We start from the raw sequence: 17,109 nt of genomic DNA on the forward strand, positions 1-17,109 counted from the left end.
CAGATTTCGTGCCTACATCCCACGGACCTGACGTGGACCCAAAATGGTGATGTAGACTTGCCGTTTATGTAAGGAACGGTCTACTGGCCGGATTGATTTTCCCGGCAACGAGCCCTGCAAAGACCAGAAAGCGAATACGACGTGGACATCTACACCATCATATTCCTGGCGCTGGCCGTCTTCATCTTCTTGCGGCTGCGTAGCGTGCTGGGGCAGCGCACCGGCAACGAGCGGCCGCCGTTCGATCGCACCGCCGCCCGCAACGCGCTCGGAGGCGCCCAGGACAACAACGTCGTGACCATGCCGGGCAAGGTGATCGACCAGGCCCCGCTGGCGCCGACGGCCGAGCCGACCGCGCCGTCCGATCGCTGGAAGGGGCTGACCGAGCCGGGCACGCCGCTGGCGCAGGGTCTCGATGCCATCGTCGAGAAGGATTCCAGCTTCGACCCGCGCCATTTCCTCTCGGGCGCGCGCGGCGCCTACGAGATGATCGTGCTCGCTTTTGCCAATGGCGACCGCCGCGCGCTGCGCGATCTGTTGTCGTCGGACGTCTATGAAAGCTTCGACGCTGCGATCAAGGAACGCGAGAAGAACGAGCAGAAGACCGAGACGCGCTTCGTGTCGATCGACAAGGCCGAGCTCGTCGGCGCCGAGTTGCGCGATCGCAGTGCGCAGCTCACCGTGCGCTTCGTCTCGCAGATGATCTCGGCCACCCGCGACAAGGCCGGCAACATCGTCGACGGCAGCGCCGACACGGTCGCCGATATCACCGATATCTGGACTTTCGCCCGCGACACCTCCTCTCGCGATCCGAACTGGAAGCTGGTTGGCACCGGAAGCGCGAATTAAGATCTTCCTGAAGAACGGCGCGACGGCGCTTTGCGCAGCTGCCGTCGCGCTGTCGTCGTTTTCGCTCGGCGCCGAGGCGGCGCGGCGTCACCATCGCAGCCACCACCACCATCTGCCGCGAACGCCTGCCGCTCCGCCACGAGCCTTGCCCTATCCGCAGCTCACCCTGCCCTTCGAAATTCCCGGCGCGCAATATCTGCCGCTGGCCTGGGCGGACGTGAAGGGGTGGGGCGACGACAATCATCTCGCCGCGTACAAGACCTTTCGCGCCAGCTGCAAGCCGATCAATGCGCAGAACGGCGAAGCCAAGGCCGAGCCCAAAGCTTTGGGCACATCGCTGGGTGAGCCCTGCCGCGTCGCCAAGACGCTGGATCTCGCCGACGACGGCAAAGCGAAGAGCTTCTTCGAGGAGAATTTCACGCCGCTGCGCATCTCGCGGCTCGGCGAGCCCGAAGGCTTCGTCACCGGCTATTACGAACCGGTGCTGGAGGGATCGCGCGCGCAGACCGACGTCTACAACGTGCCGGTCTATCGCCGTCCCTCGAACCTGTTTGTGCGCGGCTACAAGCAGGATGCGCTCAGCCTGCCCAACAAGGGCCCGGTCTATCGCAAGATCGGCCGCCGCAAGCTGGTGCCCTATTACGACCGCGGCGAGATCGAGGACGGCAAGATCGCCGGCCGGGGGCTCGAGATCGCCTGGCTGAAGGATCCGACCGATCTGTTGTTCGCGCAGATCCAGGGCTCGGCCCGCATCAAGTTCGACGACGGCAGCTCGGTTCGACTCAATTACGACGCCTATAACGGCTATCCCTACACGGCGGTCGGTCGCATCCTGATCGAGCGCGGCATCATCCCGAGAGAGGAGATGTCGATGCAGAAGATCAGGGAGTGGATGGCGCAGAACCCCGACGGCGCCAAGGAGCTGCGCCGCGCGAACCGCGCCTACATCTTCTTCCGCGAGGTCAACCTCTCCGACAAGGAGGAGGCAGTCGGCGCGCAAGGCATTCCCTTGACCGCGGGGCGCTCCATCGCCGTCGACAAATCGCTGCATGTCTACGGCACGCCGTTCTTCATCGAGGGCGAGCTTCCGATCGAGTCAGAACGCGCCAAGACGCCGTTCCGCCGGCTGATGATCGCGCAGGACACCGGCTCTGCCATCATCGGGCCCGCACGGGCCGATCTGTTTTTCGGCGCCGGCGCGGATGCCGGCCGTGTCTCCGGCCGGCTGCGCCACCCCATGCAATTCGTGATGCTGGTGCCGAAGAGCCTCGATCCCGCCCCGCGCGCCGCGAAGCTGCCGATCCCGGACCCAAGGCCCGCCGAGAAGATCGCAAAGCTGTTTCCGCAGACCGATCCGGCGAAGACCGGCACGCCCGTCGCCGCGGCGGCGCAAGGCAAGACCGAAACAGTCGCCGTCGCCGGCCCGGTTCCGCTGCCGGTGCCGCGTCCCGCGATCGAGCCTGCCCCTGAGCCGCGCCGTCCGGCAAAGAATCGTCCTCATCGCCCGCAATGAAGCGATCGTCCCGTCCGCCCGTGCTGGAGCCTCGCCCCTCGCCGCGCCGTCGCGCGCTGAGCGAGGAGGAGCGCGAGCTGTGGGATCTCGTCGCAAAGCATGTCAAGCCGCTGCGAAAGCATCGCGCGGCCAAGGCGCATGCTATCCCGCGCGCCGAATCTTCGCCCGGGTCCCAGGTGACGAGGACTTCGCCACCGTCAAGGCCGGTTGCCGCTGCACCGGCGCCGCGCGCTGCAAAGCCGTCGATTCCGCCGCTAGCGCCGCTCGGCAAGCGCGAGCGGACCAAGCTGTCGCGCGGCCGCAGCGAGATCGAGGCGCGGCTCGACCTGCACGGCATGACCCAGATGCGCGCCCATCGCGCGCTGGCCGGCTTCCTGCACCGCGCCCATCAGGACGGCCTCACCTTCGTGCTCGTCATCACCGGCAAGGGACGCAGCGGCGGCGAAAGCGGCGTGCTCCGCCGCCAAGTGCCGGAATGGCTCAGCCTGCCGGAATTCCGCGCCTTCGTGGTCGGCTTCGAGGAAGCCGCGATCGGCCACGGCGGCGAGGGGGCGCTGTATGTGCGGATCAGGCGGGCGAGAGGGTAGCAGTCTCGGCGCATGCGGCTTCCCTTGCCTCTCCCGCTTGCGGGAGAGGCCGACGCGCGAAGCGCGGCGGGTGAGGGCTCTCTCCTCTTGGGGAATCCCTCTGTGGAGACACCCTCTCCCCAACCCTCCCCCGCAAGCGGGGGAGGGAGCTCACCTTCTCTGAGGTTGCGACTGGGTCTACCTCTAAAACGGTCGGATGATTCCGACGCGCGGGATCAGCGTGAGGATCAAACCGAAGATATTTGTCTTCCGATCCTCCGCCGGGATCAGCGCTGTCTCCCGTGCGGCCGGAAGCATCTTCACCGCGTGCAGGATCAGGAACATGCAGACCGCCCAGTTCGAGATCCAGCGTGAATAGTCGAACACCATCGCGAACATCACGAGATAGGCGACACTGATGCCGACCAGTGCTGCGATGACGAGCCGCTTGTGCAGATCGCTGGCGAGCGCGCCGATCAGGCTGGCAAAGAAGCGCCACAGCGGCGCGTGCAGCCAGATGAGAGCTGCGAACACGGGCACGCCGAGGATGTTGTGCGGCAGGCGGCCCCAGGTGTCGGCAACCTCCTTCGCCAGCGGCTGGTACCAGATGTAGGCAAATTGCAAGAGGTCGATGCGCGCAGGATCGGCCATCCGGCTTTTGAGATAGGCGACGAAGTCCGCTTCGGGGACCGGCATCGTTCCCAGAAACTGCGCGGCGAAGAACAGCGCGGAGACAATGGCGAGAGCGACCCCGCCGAAGACAACATTGCTGCGGTCACAACCGTAAGCAAGGTAATGCCGGATCACGACGATGGTGATGATCGTCGGCACGTACATCAAGAGATGAATGTGATGGATCAGCACGAGAACGATCGAGAACAGCGCAGCCGTAGCCACGAAGACCAGCGAGCCCGCCGGCATCAGCAGCAGGATCATCGCCAGCGCGCAGCCATAGATGTCGAAATGGCCGAGCGTGTGCATGAAGTTCTTCAGGAAGAACGGCGAACCCGCGATGAAGACGAACAGCGGCAGCGTTTTCGCGGAGAAGCCGAACGTGTTCTGGAAGAGCCTGGCATAGAGGCCCAGCGTTGCCAGCCACGTCGCCCCGCCGAGCGCGAACACCAGCCAGACCGGCACCTTCTCGGTGAACAGCGCGACGATTGCCCCGATCAGCGCGCGCTTGATAAAGCCGAAATGATAGTCGACCAGGAGATGGATGTAGGGGACGTAAGGCGGCAGCTGGATCTTGTGAATGAGCACGCCGACGATGACCGCCGCGTTGATCGCGAGCAGGAGCCGCCAGGGATTTTGCAGGATGCGTACGGTCACGCCGCATCAATAGCGTGACCGCTCCGAATCACAAAATGAAGCGGCTCAGATCCGCATTCTTGGCGAGGTCGCCGATGTGCTTTTGCACGTAATCCGCATCGAGCCGGACGGTCTCGCCGTTGCGGTCGGGGGCGGTGAAGGAGATCTCGTCCAGCACCCGCTCCATCACGGTCTGCAGCCGCCGGGCGCCGATATTCTCGACCGTTGAATTGACGGCAACCGCAATGTCGGCCAGCGCATCGATGGCGCTGTCGGTGATGTCGAGCGTCACGCCTTCGGTCTGCATCAGGGCGACATATTGCTTGATCAGCGAGGCCTCGGGCTCGGTCAGGATGCGGCGCATGTCGTCGCGGGTCAGCGCCTGCAATTCGACCCGGATCGGCAGGCGGCCCTGCAATTCCGGCAACAGGTCCGACGGCTTGGCCACGTGGAAGGCGCCCGACGCAATGAACAGGATGTGGTCGGTCTTGACCGCGCCGTGCTTGGTCGAGACCGTGGTGCCTTCGATCAGCGGCAGGAGATCGCGCTGCACGCCCTCGCGCGAGACGTCGCCGCCGACCCGGCCGTCGCGAGCGCAGATCTTGTCGATCTCGTCGAGGAACACGATGCCGTTGTTCTCGACCGCGCTGATCGCCTCCAGCGTCAGCTGCTCGGTGTCCAAGAGCTTGTCGGATTCCTCGTTGACGAGGATCTCGTGCGAGCTCTCTACCGTCAGCCGGCGCGTCTTGCTGCGGCCGCCGAGCTTGCCGAAGATGTCGCCGAGCGAGATCGCGCCCATCTGAGCGCCCGGCATGCCCGGGATCTCGAACATCGGCATGCCGCCGCCCGACGACTGCGTCTCGATCTCGATTTCCTTGTCGTTCAGTTCGCCGGCGCGCAGTTTTTTGCGGAAGGATTCCCGTGTCGCCGAGCTCGCATTGGCGCCGACCAGCGCATCCAGCACGCGCTCCTCGGCGGCAAGCTGGGCGCGCGCCTGCACGTCCTTGCGCTTTCGCTCGCGCACCTGCGCGATTGCGACCTCGACGAGATCGCGGATGATCTGCTCGACGTCGCGGCCGACATAGCCGACCTCGGTGAACTTGGTCGCTTCGACCTTCAGGAACGGCGCATTCGCGAGCTTGGCGAGCCGCCGCGCGATCTCGGTCTTGCCGACGCCGGTGGGGCCGATCATCAGGATGTTCTTCGGCAGCACCTCCTCGCGCAAAGAGCCGGTGAGCTGCTGCCGGCGCCAGCGGTTGCGCAGCGCGATCGATACGGCGCGCTTGGCGTCGCCCTGGCCGACGATGAAACGGTCGAGTTCGGAAACGATTTCGCGGGGGGAGAAGTCTGTCATGTCTGATTAGCTAGGGCGGGAGACGGCCAAGGACAAGCCGCATTTTGGGTCAGATGATCGGCGGGCCGGATTGCCATTGCTTCACGGCCTCGATCGGATGGATCAGCATCAGGATATTGAGCGTCAGATTGTCGCGAATGTGGAGCGCCAGCACGATCTCGAAGGCAAGCCCCAGCAGCACGGTCGTGGTGACAGGCAGCGCGCGTGCGGCCAGGAACCCCAAGATCATGGCCAGATTGTCCGAGACCGAATTGAGGATGCTGTCGCCGTAATAATCCAGCGAGATCGTGCCGGCGCGGTAGCGCTCGATGATGAAGGGCGAGTTCTCGACGATCTCCCAGGCGCCTTCGATCAGGATGGCGATGATCAGCCGTGCGGGCCAGGAGAGAGGCAGCAAGGGTAACCGCGCGAACAGCAGCCAGGTCAGGCCGTAGAACAGGAAGCCGTGCAGGACGTGTGAGAACGTGTACCAGTCTGCAATCTGCTGAGAATTCTCCGAGCTGTTCACCACGCCGTGCCACAGCTTGATGGTACCGCAGGCGCAGATCGGCACGCGTCCCATAGCAAGCAGGATCGCCGCCTGCAGCGCCAGCAGCAGTAGCGCGATGCCGGCCCAGGCGAGCGGCGGGAATGTGGTCTTGGCGGCGGGGCTTGCGGCGAGCGTCATGGGTCTCGGATCATCAGGAGTGCGGGACCATCGGGCGTGACGATCTCGTGCCGCGGCACGAAGCCAGCTTTCTCATAGGCACGAATCGCGCGCGCATTGGAAGGACTCGGGTCTATCACGATGCGCGGCACACCGCGCGCGAAGAGCTGGTCGATGAAGGCGCGGATGAAAGCGGAGCCGTGGCCGCATCCGAGCATGTCAGCCTCGCCGATGAACTGATCGAGGCCGCGAGTGCCCACGGGCTGCGGGCCGAAGCTGATATGCCAATCGCCGAGCCGGTAGCACTGCAGGTAGGCGAAAGGCCGGCCGTCAAGGCTGACGATGAACTGCGCCAGGTCAGGATGATCGAGGTCGCCGCCGACGAATTCAAGCGTCTCCGGATCATGCCACCACTCGGCGACATGCGGTGTGGCGAGCCAGCGCCGGATCAGCGGCATGTCGGCCGCGGTCATGGGACGGAAGGCGTAGCTTTGCGTCATCTAGCGCCCACAGCGGTGCTGCTCTCCCTCTCCCGCATGCGGGAGAGGGTTGGGGAGAGGGTGTTTCCGCGATGGGACAATCCCCCAGAGGGAAGAGCCCCCAGCCGACGCTTCGCGCCGACCTCCCCCGCAAGCGGGAGAGGTTGCACCGACCGTGCGGAGAGGCACTCGGACAAATGACCCCTCCGCCCTACCCCGTAGCCAGGCTCTCGATCGTCAGATTCCGGTTGGTGTAGACGCAGATGTCCGCGGCGATGTCCAGGGAGCGGCGGACGATGGTCTCGGCGTCCTTGTCGGTGTCGAGCAGGGCCCGGGCCGCCGCCAGCGCGTAATTGCCGCCGGAGCCGATCGCCATCACGCCGGCCTCGGGTTCGAGCACGTCGCCGGTGCCTGTCAGCACCAGGGAGACGTCCTTGTCGGCCACGATCATCATGGCCTCCAGCCGCCGAAGATAGCGGTCCGTACGCCAGTCCTTGGCGAGCTCCACCGCCGCCCGGGTCAGCTGCCCCGGATATTGCTCGAGCTTGGATTCGAGCCGCTCGAACAGCGTGAAGGCGTCAGCCGTGGCGCCGGCAAAGCCGCCGATCACGTCGCCCTTGCCGAGCTTGCGGACCTTCTTGGCATTGGACTTGATCACGGTCTGGCCGATCGAGACCTGGCCGTCGCCGCCGACCACCACCTTGCCGCCCTTGCGGACCGTTAGAATCGTGGTGCCGTGCCAGCCCGGCGAGCTGTTCTGGGAGTCCTGCATGAATACCTCACTGTCCGGCCTGATTTAGGCGGTCGGGACGAAGGGCACAACGGGCCGTTCCGGGCCGAATTTCGCTCACCATAGGCAGAAGTAGAGGTCCGGCCGGCCGTTCCCGCAGTAGCGAAGGTGTCATTTGGCTGTTAAGAGACTGGCGTTTTCGGCTCCCTAGCTAGGATGAAAGCCAGCTTTCAATGCGCACCGCGACGATCAAGCGCAAGACCAAGGAAACCGACATCGAGGTCTCCGTGAACCTCGATGGCACCGGCGTGGCCAATATCGCGACCGGCATCGGCTTTTTCGACCATATGCTCGATCTCCTCGCCCGCCATTCCCGCATCGACCTCACGGTCAAGGCGGTGGGCGATCTGCACATTGATTATCACCATACCACCGAGGACACCGGCATCGCGCTTGGCCAGGCGGTCAAGCAGGCGCTCGGCAACATGGCGGGTATCACCCGCTACGCCGGCGTGCACATGCCCATGGACGAGACGCTGACGCGCGTGGTGATCGACATCTCGGGCCGCCCGTTCCTGGTGTTCAAGGCCGACTTCCCCCGGCACAAGATCGGCGAGTTCGACACCGAGCTGGTGCGCGAGTGGTTCCAGGCTTTTGCCATCAACGCCGGCGTGACTCTCCACGTCGAGACCCTATATGGCGATAACAGCCATCATATCGCCGAGTCCTGCTTCAAGGGTCTGGCGCGGGCGCTGCGCACGGCCGTGGCGATCGATCCGAAGGCGGCGGGCGAAATCCCGTCCACCAAGGGCTCGCTCGGCGGCTGACATCTTCCGTCTTGCGGCGAAGGCTGCTGGCGGCATCACTGATTTTCGAGAACGGGGCATCACCATGCCTGTCTACACAGTCCATGCTCCCTCCCCTGGCGGAGCCGATCTGCGCGCGCCCGACAAGTTCGTGTTCGTGCGCGACGGCTTCCATTTCTGGGCGATGATCTTCGGTCCGTTCTGGCTGTTGTGGAATCGGCTGTGGCTGGCGCTGATCGGCTATCTGATCTTCCTGGCCGCGTTCAACGCGGGGCTGTCGAGCCTCGGCGTCGGGCGCTCCTCGATCTTCTTCGCCGATTGCATCGTCGCGGTGCTGATGGGCCTCGAAGCCTCGAGCCTGCGCCGCTGGACCTTGTCGCACGGAAAGTGGCGGCAGCTGGATATCGTCGTCGCCGACGACAGCGACACTGCGGAGCGCCGCTTCTTCGAACGCTGGAGCCAGAAGCAGAACGGCAGCGCTGGCGATCAATGGGCCGTCGATCGCGGCGGCCCGCCGCCGACCCGCAATGTGCCGGGCCAGCCATTCTCGAACCCGCCGCCCATTCCAGCCGGCGGCATCATTGGGTTGTTTCCAGAACCGGGAGGGTCAAGATGAGCGTCGCCATCATCGATTACGGTTCCGGCAATCTGCATTCCGCCGCGAAAGCCTTCGAGCGCGCCGCGCGCAGCCTGGAGAGCCCGCAAAAGGTCTTTGTTACCAGCGATCCGGACCAGGCTTACGAGGCCGATCGCCTGGTGCTGCCGGGTGTCGGTGCCTTCGCCGATTGCCGGCGCGGGCTCGATGCCGTCAACGGCATGGTCGAGGCCATCACCGAAGCGGTGCGCGTCAAGGCGCGGCCGTTCTTCGGCATCTGCGTCGGCATGCAGCTGATGGCGAGCCGCGGCAAGGAACACGTCGTCACCGAGGGCTTGAACTGGATCGGCGGCGACGTCGAGAAGATCACGCCGCGCGATGAAAGCCTGAAGATCCCGCACATGGGCTGGAATACGCTGGACCTGCTGCAGGAGCATCCGGTGCTGAACAAGCTGCCGCTCGGTCCCAAGGGCCAGCACGCTTATTTCGTGCACTCCTATCATCTCAACGCCGCCGACGAGGCGGATGTGCTCGCGCGCGCAGACTATGGCGGACCCGTCACGGCGATCGTCGGCAAGGACACCGCCATCGGCACGCAATTCCACCCCGAGAAGAGCCAACGCTTCGGGCTGGCCCTGATCTCGAATTTCTTGCGATGGAAACCGTGATTCTCTTTCCCGCGATCGACCTCAAGAACGGCCAGTGCGTGCGCCTCGAGCAAGGCGACATGGCGCGCGCGACCGTGTTCAATCTCAATCCGGCCGCACAGGCGCAGAGCTTTGCCGCGCAGGGCTTTGAATATCTCCACGTCGTCGACCTCGACGGCGCCTTCGCCGGCAAGCCTGTGAATGCCGGGGCCGTCGAGGCGATGCTGAAGACGATCAAGATTCCGGTGCAGCTCGGCGGCGGCATTCGCGATCTCGCGACCGTCGAAGCCTGGCTCGACAAGGGCATCACCCGCGTCATCATCGGCACCGCCGCGGTGCGCGATCCTGAATTGGTGAAAAGCGCCGCCAAAAAATTCCCCGGCCGCGTCGCGGTCGGGCTCGATGCGCGCGACGGCAAGGTCGCGGTCGAAGGCTGGGCCGAGACCTCGCAAGTGACTGTGCTCGAGATCGCCAAGCGCTTCGAGGATGCCGGCGTTGCCGCCATCATCTTCACCGACATCGCGCGAGACGGCTTGCTCAAGGGCTTGAACTTAGAGGCGACCATCGCGCTGGCCGATGCCATTTCGATTCCCGTGATCGCCTCCGGCGGCCTCGCCTCGATCGAGGACGTGAAAGCCATGCTGCGCGCGAAGAAGCTCGCCGGCGCGATTGCCGGCCGCGCGCTCTATGACGGCCGGCTCGATCCCGCCGCCGCCCTCACCTTGATCCGCGACGCGCGCAGGAGCTGACCCATGTTCAAGGTGCGCGTGATCCCCTGCCTCGATGTCAAGGACGGCCGCGTCGTCAAGGGCGTCAACTTCGTCGATCTCAGGGATGCCGGCGATCCCGTCGAAGCCGCCATCGCCTATGACGCCGCCGGCGCCGACGAGCTCACCTTCCTCGACATCACCGCGACCCACGAGAACCGCGGCATCATGCTGGACGTGGTCCGGCGCACGGCGGAAGCCTGCTTCATGCCTGTCACCGTCGGCGGCGGCGTGCGCGAGGTCAACGACATCAAGACGCTGCTGCGCGCCGGTGCCGACAAGGTCTCGATCAACAGCGCCGCGGTGTCGCGGCGCGAATTCGTCAAGGAAGCCGCTGAAAAATTCGGCGAGCAGTGCGTGGTGGTCGCGATCGATGCCAAGCGCGTCAAGCGTCCGGGCGGCGACCGCTGGGAGATCTTTACCCATGGCGGGCGCAACTCGACCGGCATCGACGCGATCGAATACGCGCAGGAGGTGGTTTCGCTCGGCGCCGGTGAAATCCTGCTCACCTCGATGGACCGCGACGGCACAAGGCAGGGATTCGATATTCCGCTGACCCGCGCGATCGCCGACAGCGTTCCCGTTCCCGTGATCGCCTCGGGCGGCGTCGGCAATCTCGACCATCTCGTCGACGGTATCCGCGACGGGCACGCCACCGCGGTGCTGGCGGCCTCGATCTTCCATTTCGGGGAATTTACGATTCGTGAGGCCAAGGAGCACATGGCGCAGCGTGGGCTGCCGATGCGCCTGGATGCCTGACGACTCCGGTTCGTAACGATGCTACATTGGCGGACGGGGATGGCCGCCGTGGTCCCATGTGTTTCCGAGTGAGTCCGATGCCGCGTTTCACGATCCATGATCTGGCCGAAACCATCGACGCCCGCGCAGCGTCCGGCGGCGAAGCATCCTATACCCGCAAGCTGCTCGACAAAGGCCCCGAGCATTGCGCCAAGAAGTTCGGCGAGGAAGCAGTCGAAACCGTAATCGCTGCAGTCGAAAACGATCGCGCGCATCTGATCGCTGAAAGTGCCGACCTGCTCTATCATTTCCTTGTGCTGCTGAAGGCGCGCGGCATAAAGCTGGAAGAGGTCGAGGCCGCGTTGGACAAGCGGACCTCGATGTCGGGGCTGGAAGAGAAGGCGTCGCGCAAGGGCGGCTAGGCAAGGGCGAATAGATCGCAACGGAAAGGCGGCGTCATGGATATCCGCGCACCCGAGCAGCAGTACAATCCCTACCGCGTTTATACGCGTGAGGAATGGGCGCGACTGCGCGACGATACGCCGATGACGCTCGAGCCGGGCGAGTTCGACCGGCTGCGTTCGCTGCACGATCGCCTCGACCTGCAGGAGGTCGAAGACATCTATCTTCCGCTGTCGCGCCTGTTGTCGATCTACGTCGATGCCATGCAGCGGCTGTACTACGCCGAGCGCCAGTTCCTTAACATCAGGGACCGCAAGGTGCCCTACATCATCGGCGTCGCCGGCTCGGTGGCGGTCGGGAAATCCACCACGGCACGCGTGCTCCAGGCCCTCTTGGCGCGCTGGTCGCCGCGGCCGAAAGTCGAGCTGATCACCACGGACGGATTTCTCTATCCCAATGCGGTGCTCGAGCGGCACGGCATCATGCAGAAGAAGGGTTTTCCGGAGAGCTACGATCTGCCGATGCTGCTCAACTTCCTCTCCGACATCAAGGCCGGCCGCCGCCACGTCCGTGCGCCGGTCTATTCGCATCTGACCTACGACATCGTGCCGAACCAATGGGCCGAGATCGACCAGCCCGACATCCTGATCGTCGAAGGCGTCAACGTGCTGCAGACCGGCAAGCTGCCGCGCGACGGCAAGGCGGTGCCGGTGGTTTCCGACTTCTTCGATTTCTCGGTCTATATCGACGCCGACGAGGCGGCGCTGCGGCAATGGTACATCAAGCGCTTCCTGGCGCTGCGCGACACCGCATTCACCAATCCAAAATCCTACTTCAACCGCTATGCTCTGTTGTCGGACGAGGAAGCCACCGCGACCGCGATCGCGATCTGGGAGCGTACCAACCTCGCCAATCTCGAGGACAACATCCTGCCGACCCGGCCCCGTGCGACGCTGATCCTCAAGAAGGGCGCCGACCACACGGTGGAGAGCGTGGCGCTCAGGCGGCTGTAATCGCCTTGGTGCCCGGGCCCTGCCCATTCGCGCAGAGTATCTTTTGATGCAGACCAACGATGGGTATTCCGCTATTCCTTGGAAAACGGCGGGGGCACACCATGGTTGATCGTCTCAGGAGCGCTGCGGAGCAGCTGGAAGCTCCGGTCTGCCCGGACTGCCATGTCGAGATGAAGTGGTTCCGCTCGGAATTGCTCACGGACGAGCCGACCCCGGTCATCGCGCATCTCTTCGTGTGCCCCCATTGCAAGCGCGCCGCGCAGGCAAATACCGTCTTCCGGGGAGGCCAGACGACGCCGGACAAGCTGTCTGCACCGCGCTTTATTGTCTCTGCTGCATGAGATTGCGCATCGGCCGGATCGCCCGCTCCAGGCCCGGCATGACGATCATTTCGGGGCCCCCTGTTTCGACTTCGAGACGACGAAGATGTGCCACGTCGTCAGAAACATCGCGGCGACGAGCGGGCCGATCACGAACCCGTTCGCTCCGAACGTCGCAAGGCCGCCCAGCGTGGCGAGCAGCACGATATAGCTCGGCATCTGGATCGACTGGCCGACCAGGATCGGGCGGAGAAAATTGTCCGCAAGGCCGATCACGAAGGTGCCGAAAGCGAGCAGGATGAGTCCCTTCGTGACCGAACCTGCCACAAGCAGGTAAAGCGCAACCGGAACCCAGACCAGCGCGGAGCCGAGCACCGGCAGCAGCGAGAGCAGCGCCATCAGCGCGCCCGCCAGCAGCGGCGCGGTGAGGCCGAGCAGCCAGAAGATGAGCCCGCCGAGTGCTCCCTGTATCAACGCGACGAGAACGATCCCCTTGATCGTTCCACGAACCGCCAGGGTGAAGACATCGAGAATTTCCGCGGTATGGTTCGGGCTCAGCGGGAGCGCCTCGCGAATGCGGGCATTGAGCTCGTCACCGTCGCGCAGCAGGAAGAACAGCAGGTACAGCATCACGAGCAGGCTTGCGACGAACTCCAGCGTCACCTGACCGATGTTGATCGCGTGCCCGGCCAGCTGTTGTCCGGCAGGGACGACCAGACCCGACAGGCGTTCCCTCAGGGCCGAAAAATCGATGCCGGCCAGGCGGTCTCCGAGCGACACAGCCCAGGCGGGCAGCGCGGATTTCAGCTGCTGCAGGGGATGAGAGAGGCTGATCTCGCCGCTCTGAACGCGCTGATACAGCTCCCCGCCCTGGTCGATCAGCGACGCGATGATGACCGCCACGGGGATCAGGACCATGACGACCACCACGATGACGGTGACGAGGGCGGCAAGGTTGTGCTTTTCGGGCACGGATCTCAGCACCCGCCGATAGAACGGGGCGAAGATGATGGCCAGCAGCGTGGCCCACAACACGGCACCGGAGAACGGCCAAAGCACCCAGACGAACGCGACGGAGATCGCGCCAAGCAGGATGAGGAATGAACGGTTCTCCGATGTTCTCACGTGTTCGCCAGCTCTTCGCTCGTTCGCCAGATGATGTCCGTAGCACAACATCGTGGCGGAGCGGCAGGTCCTCACCTGCCCGCTTTCGCGATCCAATCCGCAAGCGTGATGCGCCCTGCGAAGGTGGCGGGGCCCGAGCTGCCGGCCTTGTAGACGAAGGCCTCGCCTTCCCCGACGTTGCCGGCGTCCTTGCCGAAGGCGTCGGCGATGTTGGTCTTGTGGGTGACCAGGACGGTGTTGGTGCCGGCCTGCGGCGGCGCATCGACGAGCTGACGCACGGCCTGCCCGGCCTTGGCATTGGCGCCGGTCGGGTTTGCCATTCCCGATGCGCTGGCGTTGCTGCTGTCGGTCAGGGCATCGACCGGCTTGACCTCACGGCCGGAGATCAGCTTGCCGGCCTCGACCGCGCGGTTCAGGCGGCTGGTGTAGACGTCGCCGATGGGGATCGCGAGGTCCTTGATCGCCGTCCCGATCTGGCGCGCCGCGTCCCTGCCCTTCTCGCTGAGCTGACGCTGGGCACTCATGTCGTCGAACTTGAAGGGATAGACATCCTTCTGGCTGTCGTCAGTCGCGGTGTGTCGGAAGATCAGGACGTAGCCGCCCTGCTTGAGCGACGAGATGAGGTCCGGTGTGTCGGCGGCTGCGTGGCGGGAGATTCCAGCCAGGAGAACAATCAGGGCGAGGCGGCAAAGCACGTTCATGCGCAAATCCTTTGGTTGCAAAATGCCCCCGGTGGGATCGTGACGCGCAACGCGCTCGATTTCAATTGCGATCGTCAGACGAGATCAGGTTCCCGTGAGATCCGGAACCGTCTGGTGCCGGGGATGCGGCGAGGCCCGCCAGCGCCTCCTCGAGCTTCTCACGGTCGACCGGCTTGATCAGAAATCCGTTCATGCCTGCCTCGAAGCAGGCATAACGATCCTCCACCAGCGTGTTGGCGGTGAGCGCCAGGATCGGCGTCCGGGAATCGCCCAGCGCGGCCTCGTGCGCGCGGATGCGCTTTGTCGCCTCGATGCCGTCGAGCTGCGGCATCTGGATGTCCATCAGCACGAGATCGTAGGGCGTGCCGGCCGATGAGGCGGCGAGCCAGGATTCCAGCGCGGCCTCGCCATGGACGGCAATGACGACGCGATGGCCGAGCTTGGTCAGCAGCGAGCGCATCAGCAAGGCGTTGATTTCGTTGTCCTCGGCGACGAGGATCGACAGGCCTTTCGCCGGTGCGGGGCCGGCGGAGGCCGGCGGCGGCTCCGGCGCGAGATCGGGCGAGGCGACCTCCGGCGTCAGGGCAAGGCGTGCGGCGAGCGAGGCCGCGCGCAGCGGCTTCACCAGAAAGCCGGTGAAAGCCGGCGACAGCTTCTCGTGGCGCGAGCTCGACGTCAGCAGAACGAGGCGCTGCAAGGCATGCGCGCGGGCGGCCTCACCGAGCTGATCGGCCGCGGCTGGGCCGATCGCCCGATCGATCAGCACCGTGTGCCAGGAGCGTTCCGGCAGCAATGCTTCGGCGACCGCCGCATCTGCAACCAGGCAGGTCTGGCCGCCCCAGCGTTCGAGCCGCCGCGCGATGAGCGAGGCTTCGATGCCGTCGGCGACGAGGAGCATCGACTTGCCGGTGAGGTCGGGACTCGGAAATGCGGTCTGCCCGGCGCCGCCTTGCGACGGCGGAAGCGGCACCGCGACCTCGAAGGTCGAGCCCCTGCCCGGCTCGCTCGTGAGCGTGATCCGGCCGCCCATGCGCTTGACGATGCGCTCGCTGATGGCGAGGCCAAGTCCGGTGCCGCCATAGGTGCGGGCGACGCGCTCGTCGGCCTGCTCGAATTCGCGGAAGATGCGCTGCTGGGCTTCGGCTGCGATGCCGATGCCGGTGTCGCGAACCAGGAAGCTGATCTCGTTCGGCCAGATGCCGGGCTCGACGATCAGCGCCACGCCGCCGCTGCTCGTGAACTTGATGGCGTTGCCGGCGAGGTTGAGCAGCACCTGGCGCAACCGCGCGGCGTCGCCGACCACTTCGAGCGGCAGGCGCTCGTCGACATAGGCGGCGATCTCGAGCGACTTCGCCTGCGCGCGCGGCGCGAGCAGCTCGGTGATCTCTTCGACAAGTGTCGAGAGCGCGAAGGGACGTTGATCGAGGTCGAGCTTGCCGGCCTCGATCTTGGAATAGTCGAGCAGCTCCTCGATCAGCGCCATCAAGGCTTCGCCCGAGGTCTTCACCGCCCTGGCATAGGTCGCCTGCTCCGGCGTCAGATCGGTGTCGAGCAACAGGCCGCCCATACCGATGATGCCGTTCAGGGGGGTGCGGATCTCGTGCGAGGCCATCGCCAGGAAGCGCGACTTGGCGCGGTTGGCGGCGTCGGCCTGGTCGCGCGCGTCGGACAATGCGCGCTCGGTCTCGGTGCGGTCGGTGACGTCGCGTCCGACGCTCTGCAACTCGGCGGGCTGGCCGGCATCGAGGCGGACATAGCCCTCGCGCCAGGCGATCCAGCGCGCGCCGAGCGGGGTTGCGATCTTCTGGTCGTGGATGCGCGTGCCGCTGCTCTCGCGGGCACTGTCGCCCTGCTCCAGCACGTCGAAATCGAATCGCGTGCCGACCAGCGCGCTGCGCGCCTGTCCCGCGAGCGCGCAATAGGCCTCGTTGGCAAAGGTGACGCGGCCGTCGGTAGCGCGCAGCACGATGAGGTCGCCCTGCTGCTCGAACAGGCTGCGGGCGCGCTCTTCCGCTTCCTTCAGCTCCCAATTGCGGTCGATCAAGGCTTCGTTGTGGGCGGCGAGCGTCCGCAGCCGCTTATTGACGAAGCGCAGACGCATGCTCAGCGTCGCAAGGCCGAGGCAGGCGAGCGCGAACAGGAAGCTGGCGCCGATCGCAAAGGTGTGGGGATCGTAGCCGGAATTGTCGGACCGGCTGCCGGAGACGAAACCATAGGCGCCGCCGAACGTCGCCGAGAAGATCATGAAGGAGCGGATCGCGAAAGCGAGCCTCGGATGCCGTCGCCTGAAACGACGCATGCGCACTTTGATCCGGAACGTCCGACCCATCGCAACCGACCCTTGCCTGAAACCCCGCCGCCGCGTGCGACGATGGCCCGCCGACCTTGCGAACAAATTGCGGCGGTGGCGCCGCCTCCGAACAGGGTTGACGAGACGTTAACGGGTCAGAGCATGATCCGGACCCGAAGGGCCGCGTTAGCGAAAAGTGTGCAGCGGTTTTCCTTCGCGACAAACGCGGAACGCGTTTGCGCGGAGATCATGCTCAAACA

The 17,109-nt window shown here is 65.0% G+C and carries 19 protein-coding genes; 11 read left to right on the forward strand and 8 right to left on the reverse strand.

What is annotated here, in order from left to right:
- Positions 1–141 precede the first annotated feature (141 nt).
- Genes N2605_RS34675 through N2605_RS34685 form a run of 3 tightly spaced genes read left to right on the forward strand, consistent with a single transcriptional unit; the run spans position 142 to position 2,949 of the window.
- On the forward strand, positions 142–849 hold the full coding sequence (locus tag N2605_RS34675) for a Tim44/TimA family putative adaptor protein (RefSeq protein WP_036003134.1): 708 nt from the start codon (positions 142–144) through the stop codon (positions 847–849).
- Entirely contained in the window at positions 827–2,362 is a 1,536-nt protein-coding gene (gene mltA / locus N2605_RS34680; protein ID WP_260345195.1) for a murein transglycosylase A, read from the forward strand. The genes N2605_RS34675 and mltA overlap by 23 nt, the downstream gene beginning before the upstream one ends.
- Positions 2,359–2,949: a Smr/MutS family protein gene (locus tag N2605_RS34685; protein WP_225135512.1), complete on the forward strand. Its 591-nt coding sequence runs from the start codon at positions 2,359–2,361 to the stop codon at positions 2,947–2,949. Before mltA ends, N2605_RS34685 begins: the two co-directional genes overlap by 4 nt.
- Positions 2,950–3,132: 183 nt before the next feature.
- Here N2605_RS34685 and N2605_RS34690 read toward each other — a convergent pair whose 3' ends face one another.
- The 5 genes from N2605_RS34690 to hslV form a co-directional block, all read right to left on the reverse strand.
- Positions 3,133–4,257, reverse strand: coding sequence for a hypothetical protein (locus N2605_RS34690; protein ID WP_260345197.1), 1,125 nt, complete (start codon positions 4,255–4,257; stop codon positions 3,133–3,135).
- Between the two features lie 28 nt (positions 4,258–4,285).
- Positions 4,286–5,590 carry an ATP-dependent protease ATPase subunit HslU gene (gene hslU / locus N2605_RS34695; RefSeq protein ID WP_036003145.1) on the reverse strand — a complete coding sequence of 435 codons (1,305 nt, stop codon included), beginning with the start codon at positions 5,588–5,590 and terminating at the stop codon, positions 4,286–4,288.
- Between the two features lie 49 nt (positions 5,591–5,639).
- Positions 5,640–6,257, reverse strand: a complete 618-nt coding sequence (locus N2605_RS34700; RefSeq protein ID WP_260345198.1) for a DUF2585 domain-containing protein — start codon at positions 6,255–6,257, stop codon at positions 5,640–5,642.
- On the reverse strand, positions 6,254–6,736 hold the full coding sequence (locus N2605_RS34705) for a GNAT family N-acetyltransferase (RefSeq protein ID WP_260345199.1): 483 nt from the start codon (positions 6,734–6,736) through the stop codon (positions 6,254–6,256). The genes N2605_RS34700 and N2605_RS34705 overlap by 4 nt, the downstream gene beginning before the upstream one ends.
- Before the next feature lie 190 nt (positions 6,737–6,926).
- Positions 6,927–7,487 (reverse strand): ATP-dependent protease subunit HslV, encoded by a 561-nt coding sequence (hslV, locus tag N2605_RS34710; RefSeq protein WP_225172049.1) that lies wholly within the window; start codon positions 7,485–7,487, stop codon positions 6,927–6,929.
- Positions 7,488–7,678: 191 nt separating this feature from the next.
- Here hslV and hisB point away from each other — a divergent pair, with 191 nt between their 5' ends.
- The 8 genes from hisB to N2605_RS34750 all read left to right on the forward strand — a co-directional run bounded on the left by hisB (position 7,679) and on the right by N2605_RS34750 (position 12,754).
- Entirely contained in the window at positions 7,679–8,272 is a 594-nt protein-coding gene (gene hisB / locus N2605_RS34715; RefSeq protein WP_036044988.1) for an imidazoleglycerol-phosphate dehydratase HisB, read from the forward strand.
- A 64-nt stretch (positions 8,273–8,336) separates the two neighbouring features.
- Positions 8,337–8,867, forward strand: a complete 531-nt coding sequence (locus N2605_RS34720) for a DUF2628 domain-containing protein (protein ID WP_260345201.1) — start codon at positions 8,337–8,339, stop codon at positions 8,865–8,867.
- Complete coding sequence (gene hisH, locus N2605_RS34725) at positions 8,864–9,514, forward strand: imidazole glycerol phosphate synthase subunit HisH (protein WP_109141958.1); 651 nt, start codon at positions 8,864–8,866, stop codon at positions 9,512–9,514. The genes N2605_RS34720 and hisH overlap by 4 nt, the downstream gene beginning before the upstream one ends.
- Positions 9,511–10,242 carry a 1-(5-phosphoribosyl)-5-[(5-phosphoribosylamino)methylideneamino]imidazole-4-carboxamide isomerase gene (gene hisA / locus N2605_RS34730; protein WP_225172047.1) on the forward strand — a complete coding sequence of 244 codons (732 nt, stop codon included), beginning with the start codon at positions 9,511–9,513 and terminating at the stop codon, positions 10,240–10,242. The genes hisH and hisA overlap by 4 nt, the downstream gene beginning before the upstream one ends.
- Positions 10,243–10,245: 3 nt before the next feature.
- On the forward strand, positions 10,246–11,019 hold the full coding sequence (gene hisF, locus N2605_RS34735; RefSeq protein ID WP_225135505.1) for an imidazole glycerol phosphate synthase subunit HisF: 774 nt from the start codon (positions 10,246–10,248) through the stop codon (positions 11,017–11,019).
- 77 nt (positions 11,020–11,096) lie between these two features.
- On the forward strand, positions 11,097–11,420 hold the full coding sequence (locus N2605_RS34740; RefSeq protein ID WP_036044993.1) for a phosphoribosyl-ATP diphosphatase: 324 nt from the start codon (positions 11,097–11,099) through the stop codon (positions 11,418–11,420).
- A 36-nt stretch (positions 11,421–11,456) separates the two neighbouring features.
- A complete protein-coding gene (gene coaA, locus N2605_RS34745) occupies positions 11,457–12,413 on the forward strand; it encodes a type I pantothenate kinase (protein ID WP_036003185.1) in 957 nt (318 codons plus the stop codon).
- Positions 12,414–12,514: 101 nt separating this feature from the next.
- A complete protein-coding gene (locus N2605_RS34750) occupies positions 12,515–12,754 on the forward strand; it encodes a hypothetical protein (RefSeq protein WP_036003274.1) in 240 nt (79 codons plus the stop codon).
- Between the two features lie 45 nt (positions 12,755–12,799).
- Here the strand turns inward: N2605_RS34750 and N2605_RS34755 are convergent, their stop codons facing one another.
- From N2605_RS34755 to N2605_RS34765, 3 genes are all read right to left on the reverse strand, one after another.
- A complete protein-coding gene (locus N2605_RS34755) occupies positions 12,800–13,858 on the reverse strand; it encodes an AI-2E family transporter (RefSeq protein WP_036003187.1) in 1,059 nt (352 codons plus the stop codon).
- A gap of 71 nt (positions 13,859–13,929) precedes the next feature.
- Positions 13,930–14,559, reverse strand: coding sequence for a histidine phosphatase family protein (locus N2605_RS34760; RefSeq protein WP_225113144.1), 630 nt, complete (start codon positions 14,557–14,559; stop codon positions 13,930–13,932).
- A 61-nt stretch (positions 14,560–14,620) separates the two neighbouring features.
- Positions 14,621–16,888: a PAS domain-containing hybrid sensor histidine kinase/response regulator gene (locus tag N2605_RS34765; RefSeq protein WP_225148195.1), complete on the reverse strand. Its 2,268-nt coding sequence runs from the start codon at positions 16,886–16,888 to the stop codon at positions 14,621–14,623.
- Between the last annotated feature and the right edge of the window lie 221 nt (positions 16,889–17,109).

This window comes from Bradyrhizobium yuanmingense (genome assembly GCF_025200905.1).
Classification (GTDB): Bacteria; Pseudomonadota; Alphaproteobacteria; order Rhizobiales; family Xanthobacteraceae; genus Bradyrhizobium; species Bradyrhizobium yuanmingense.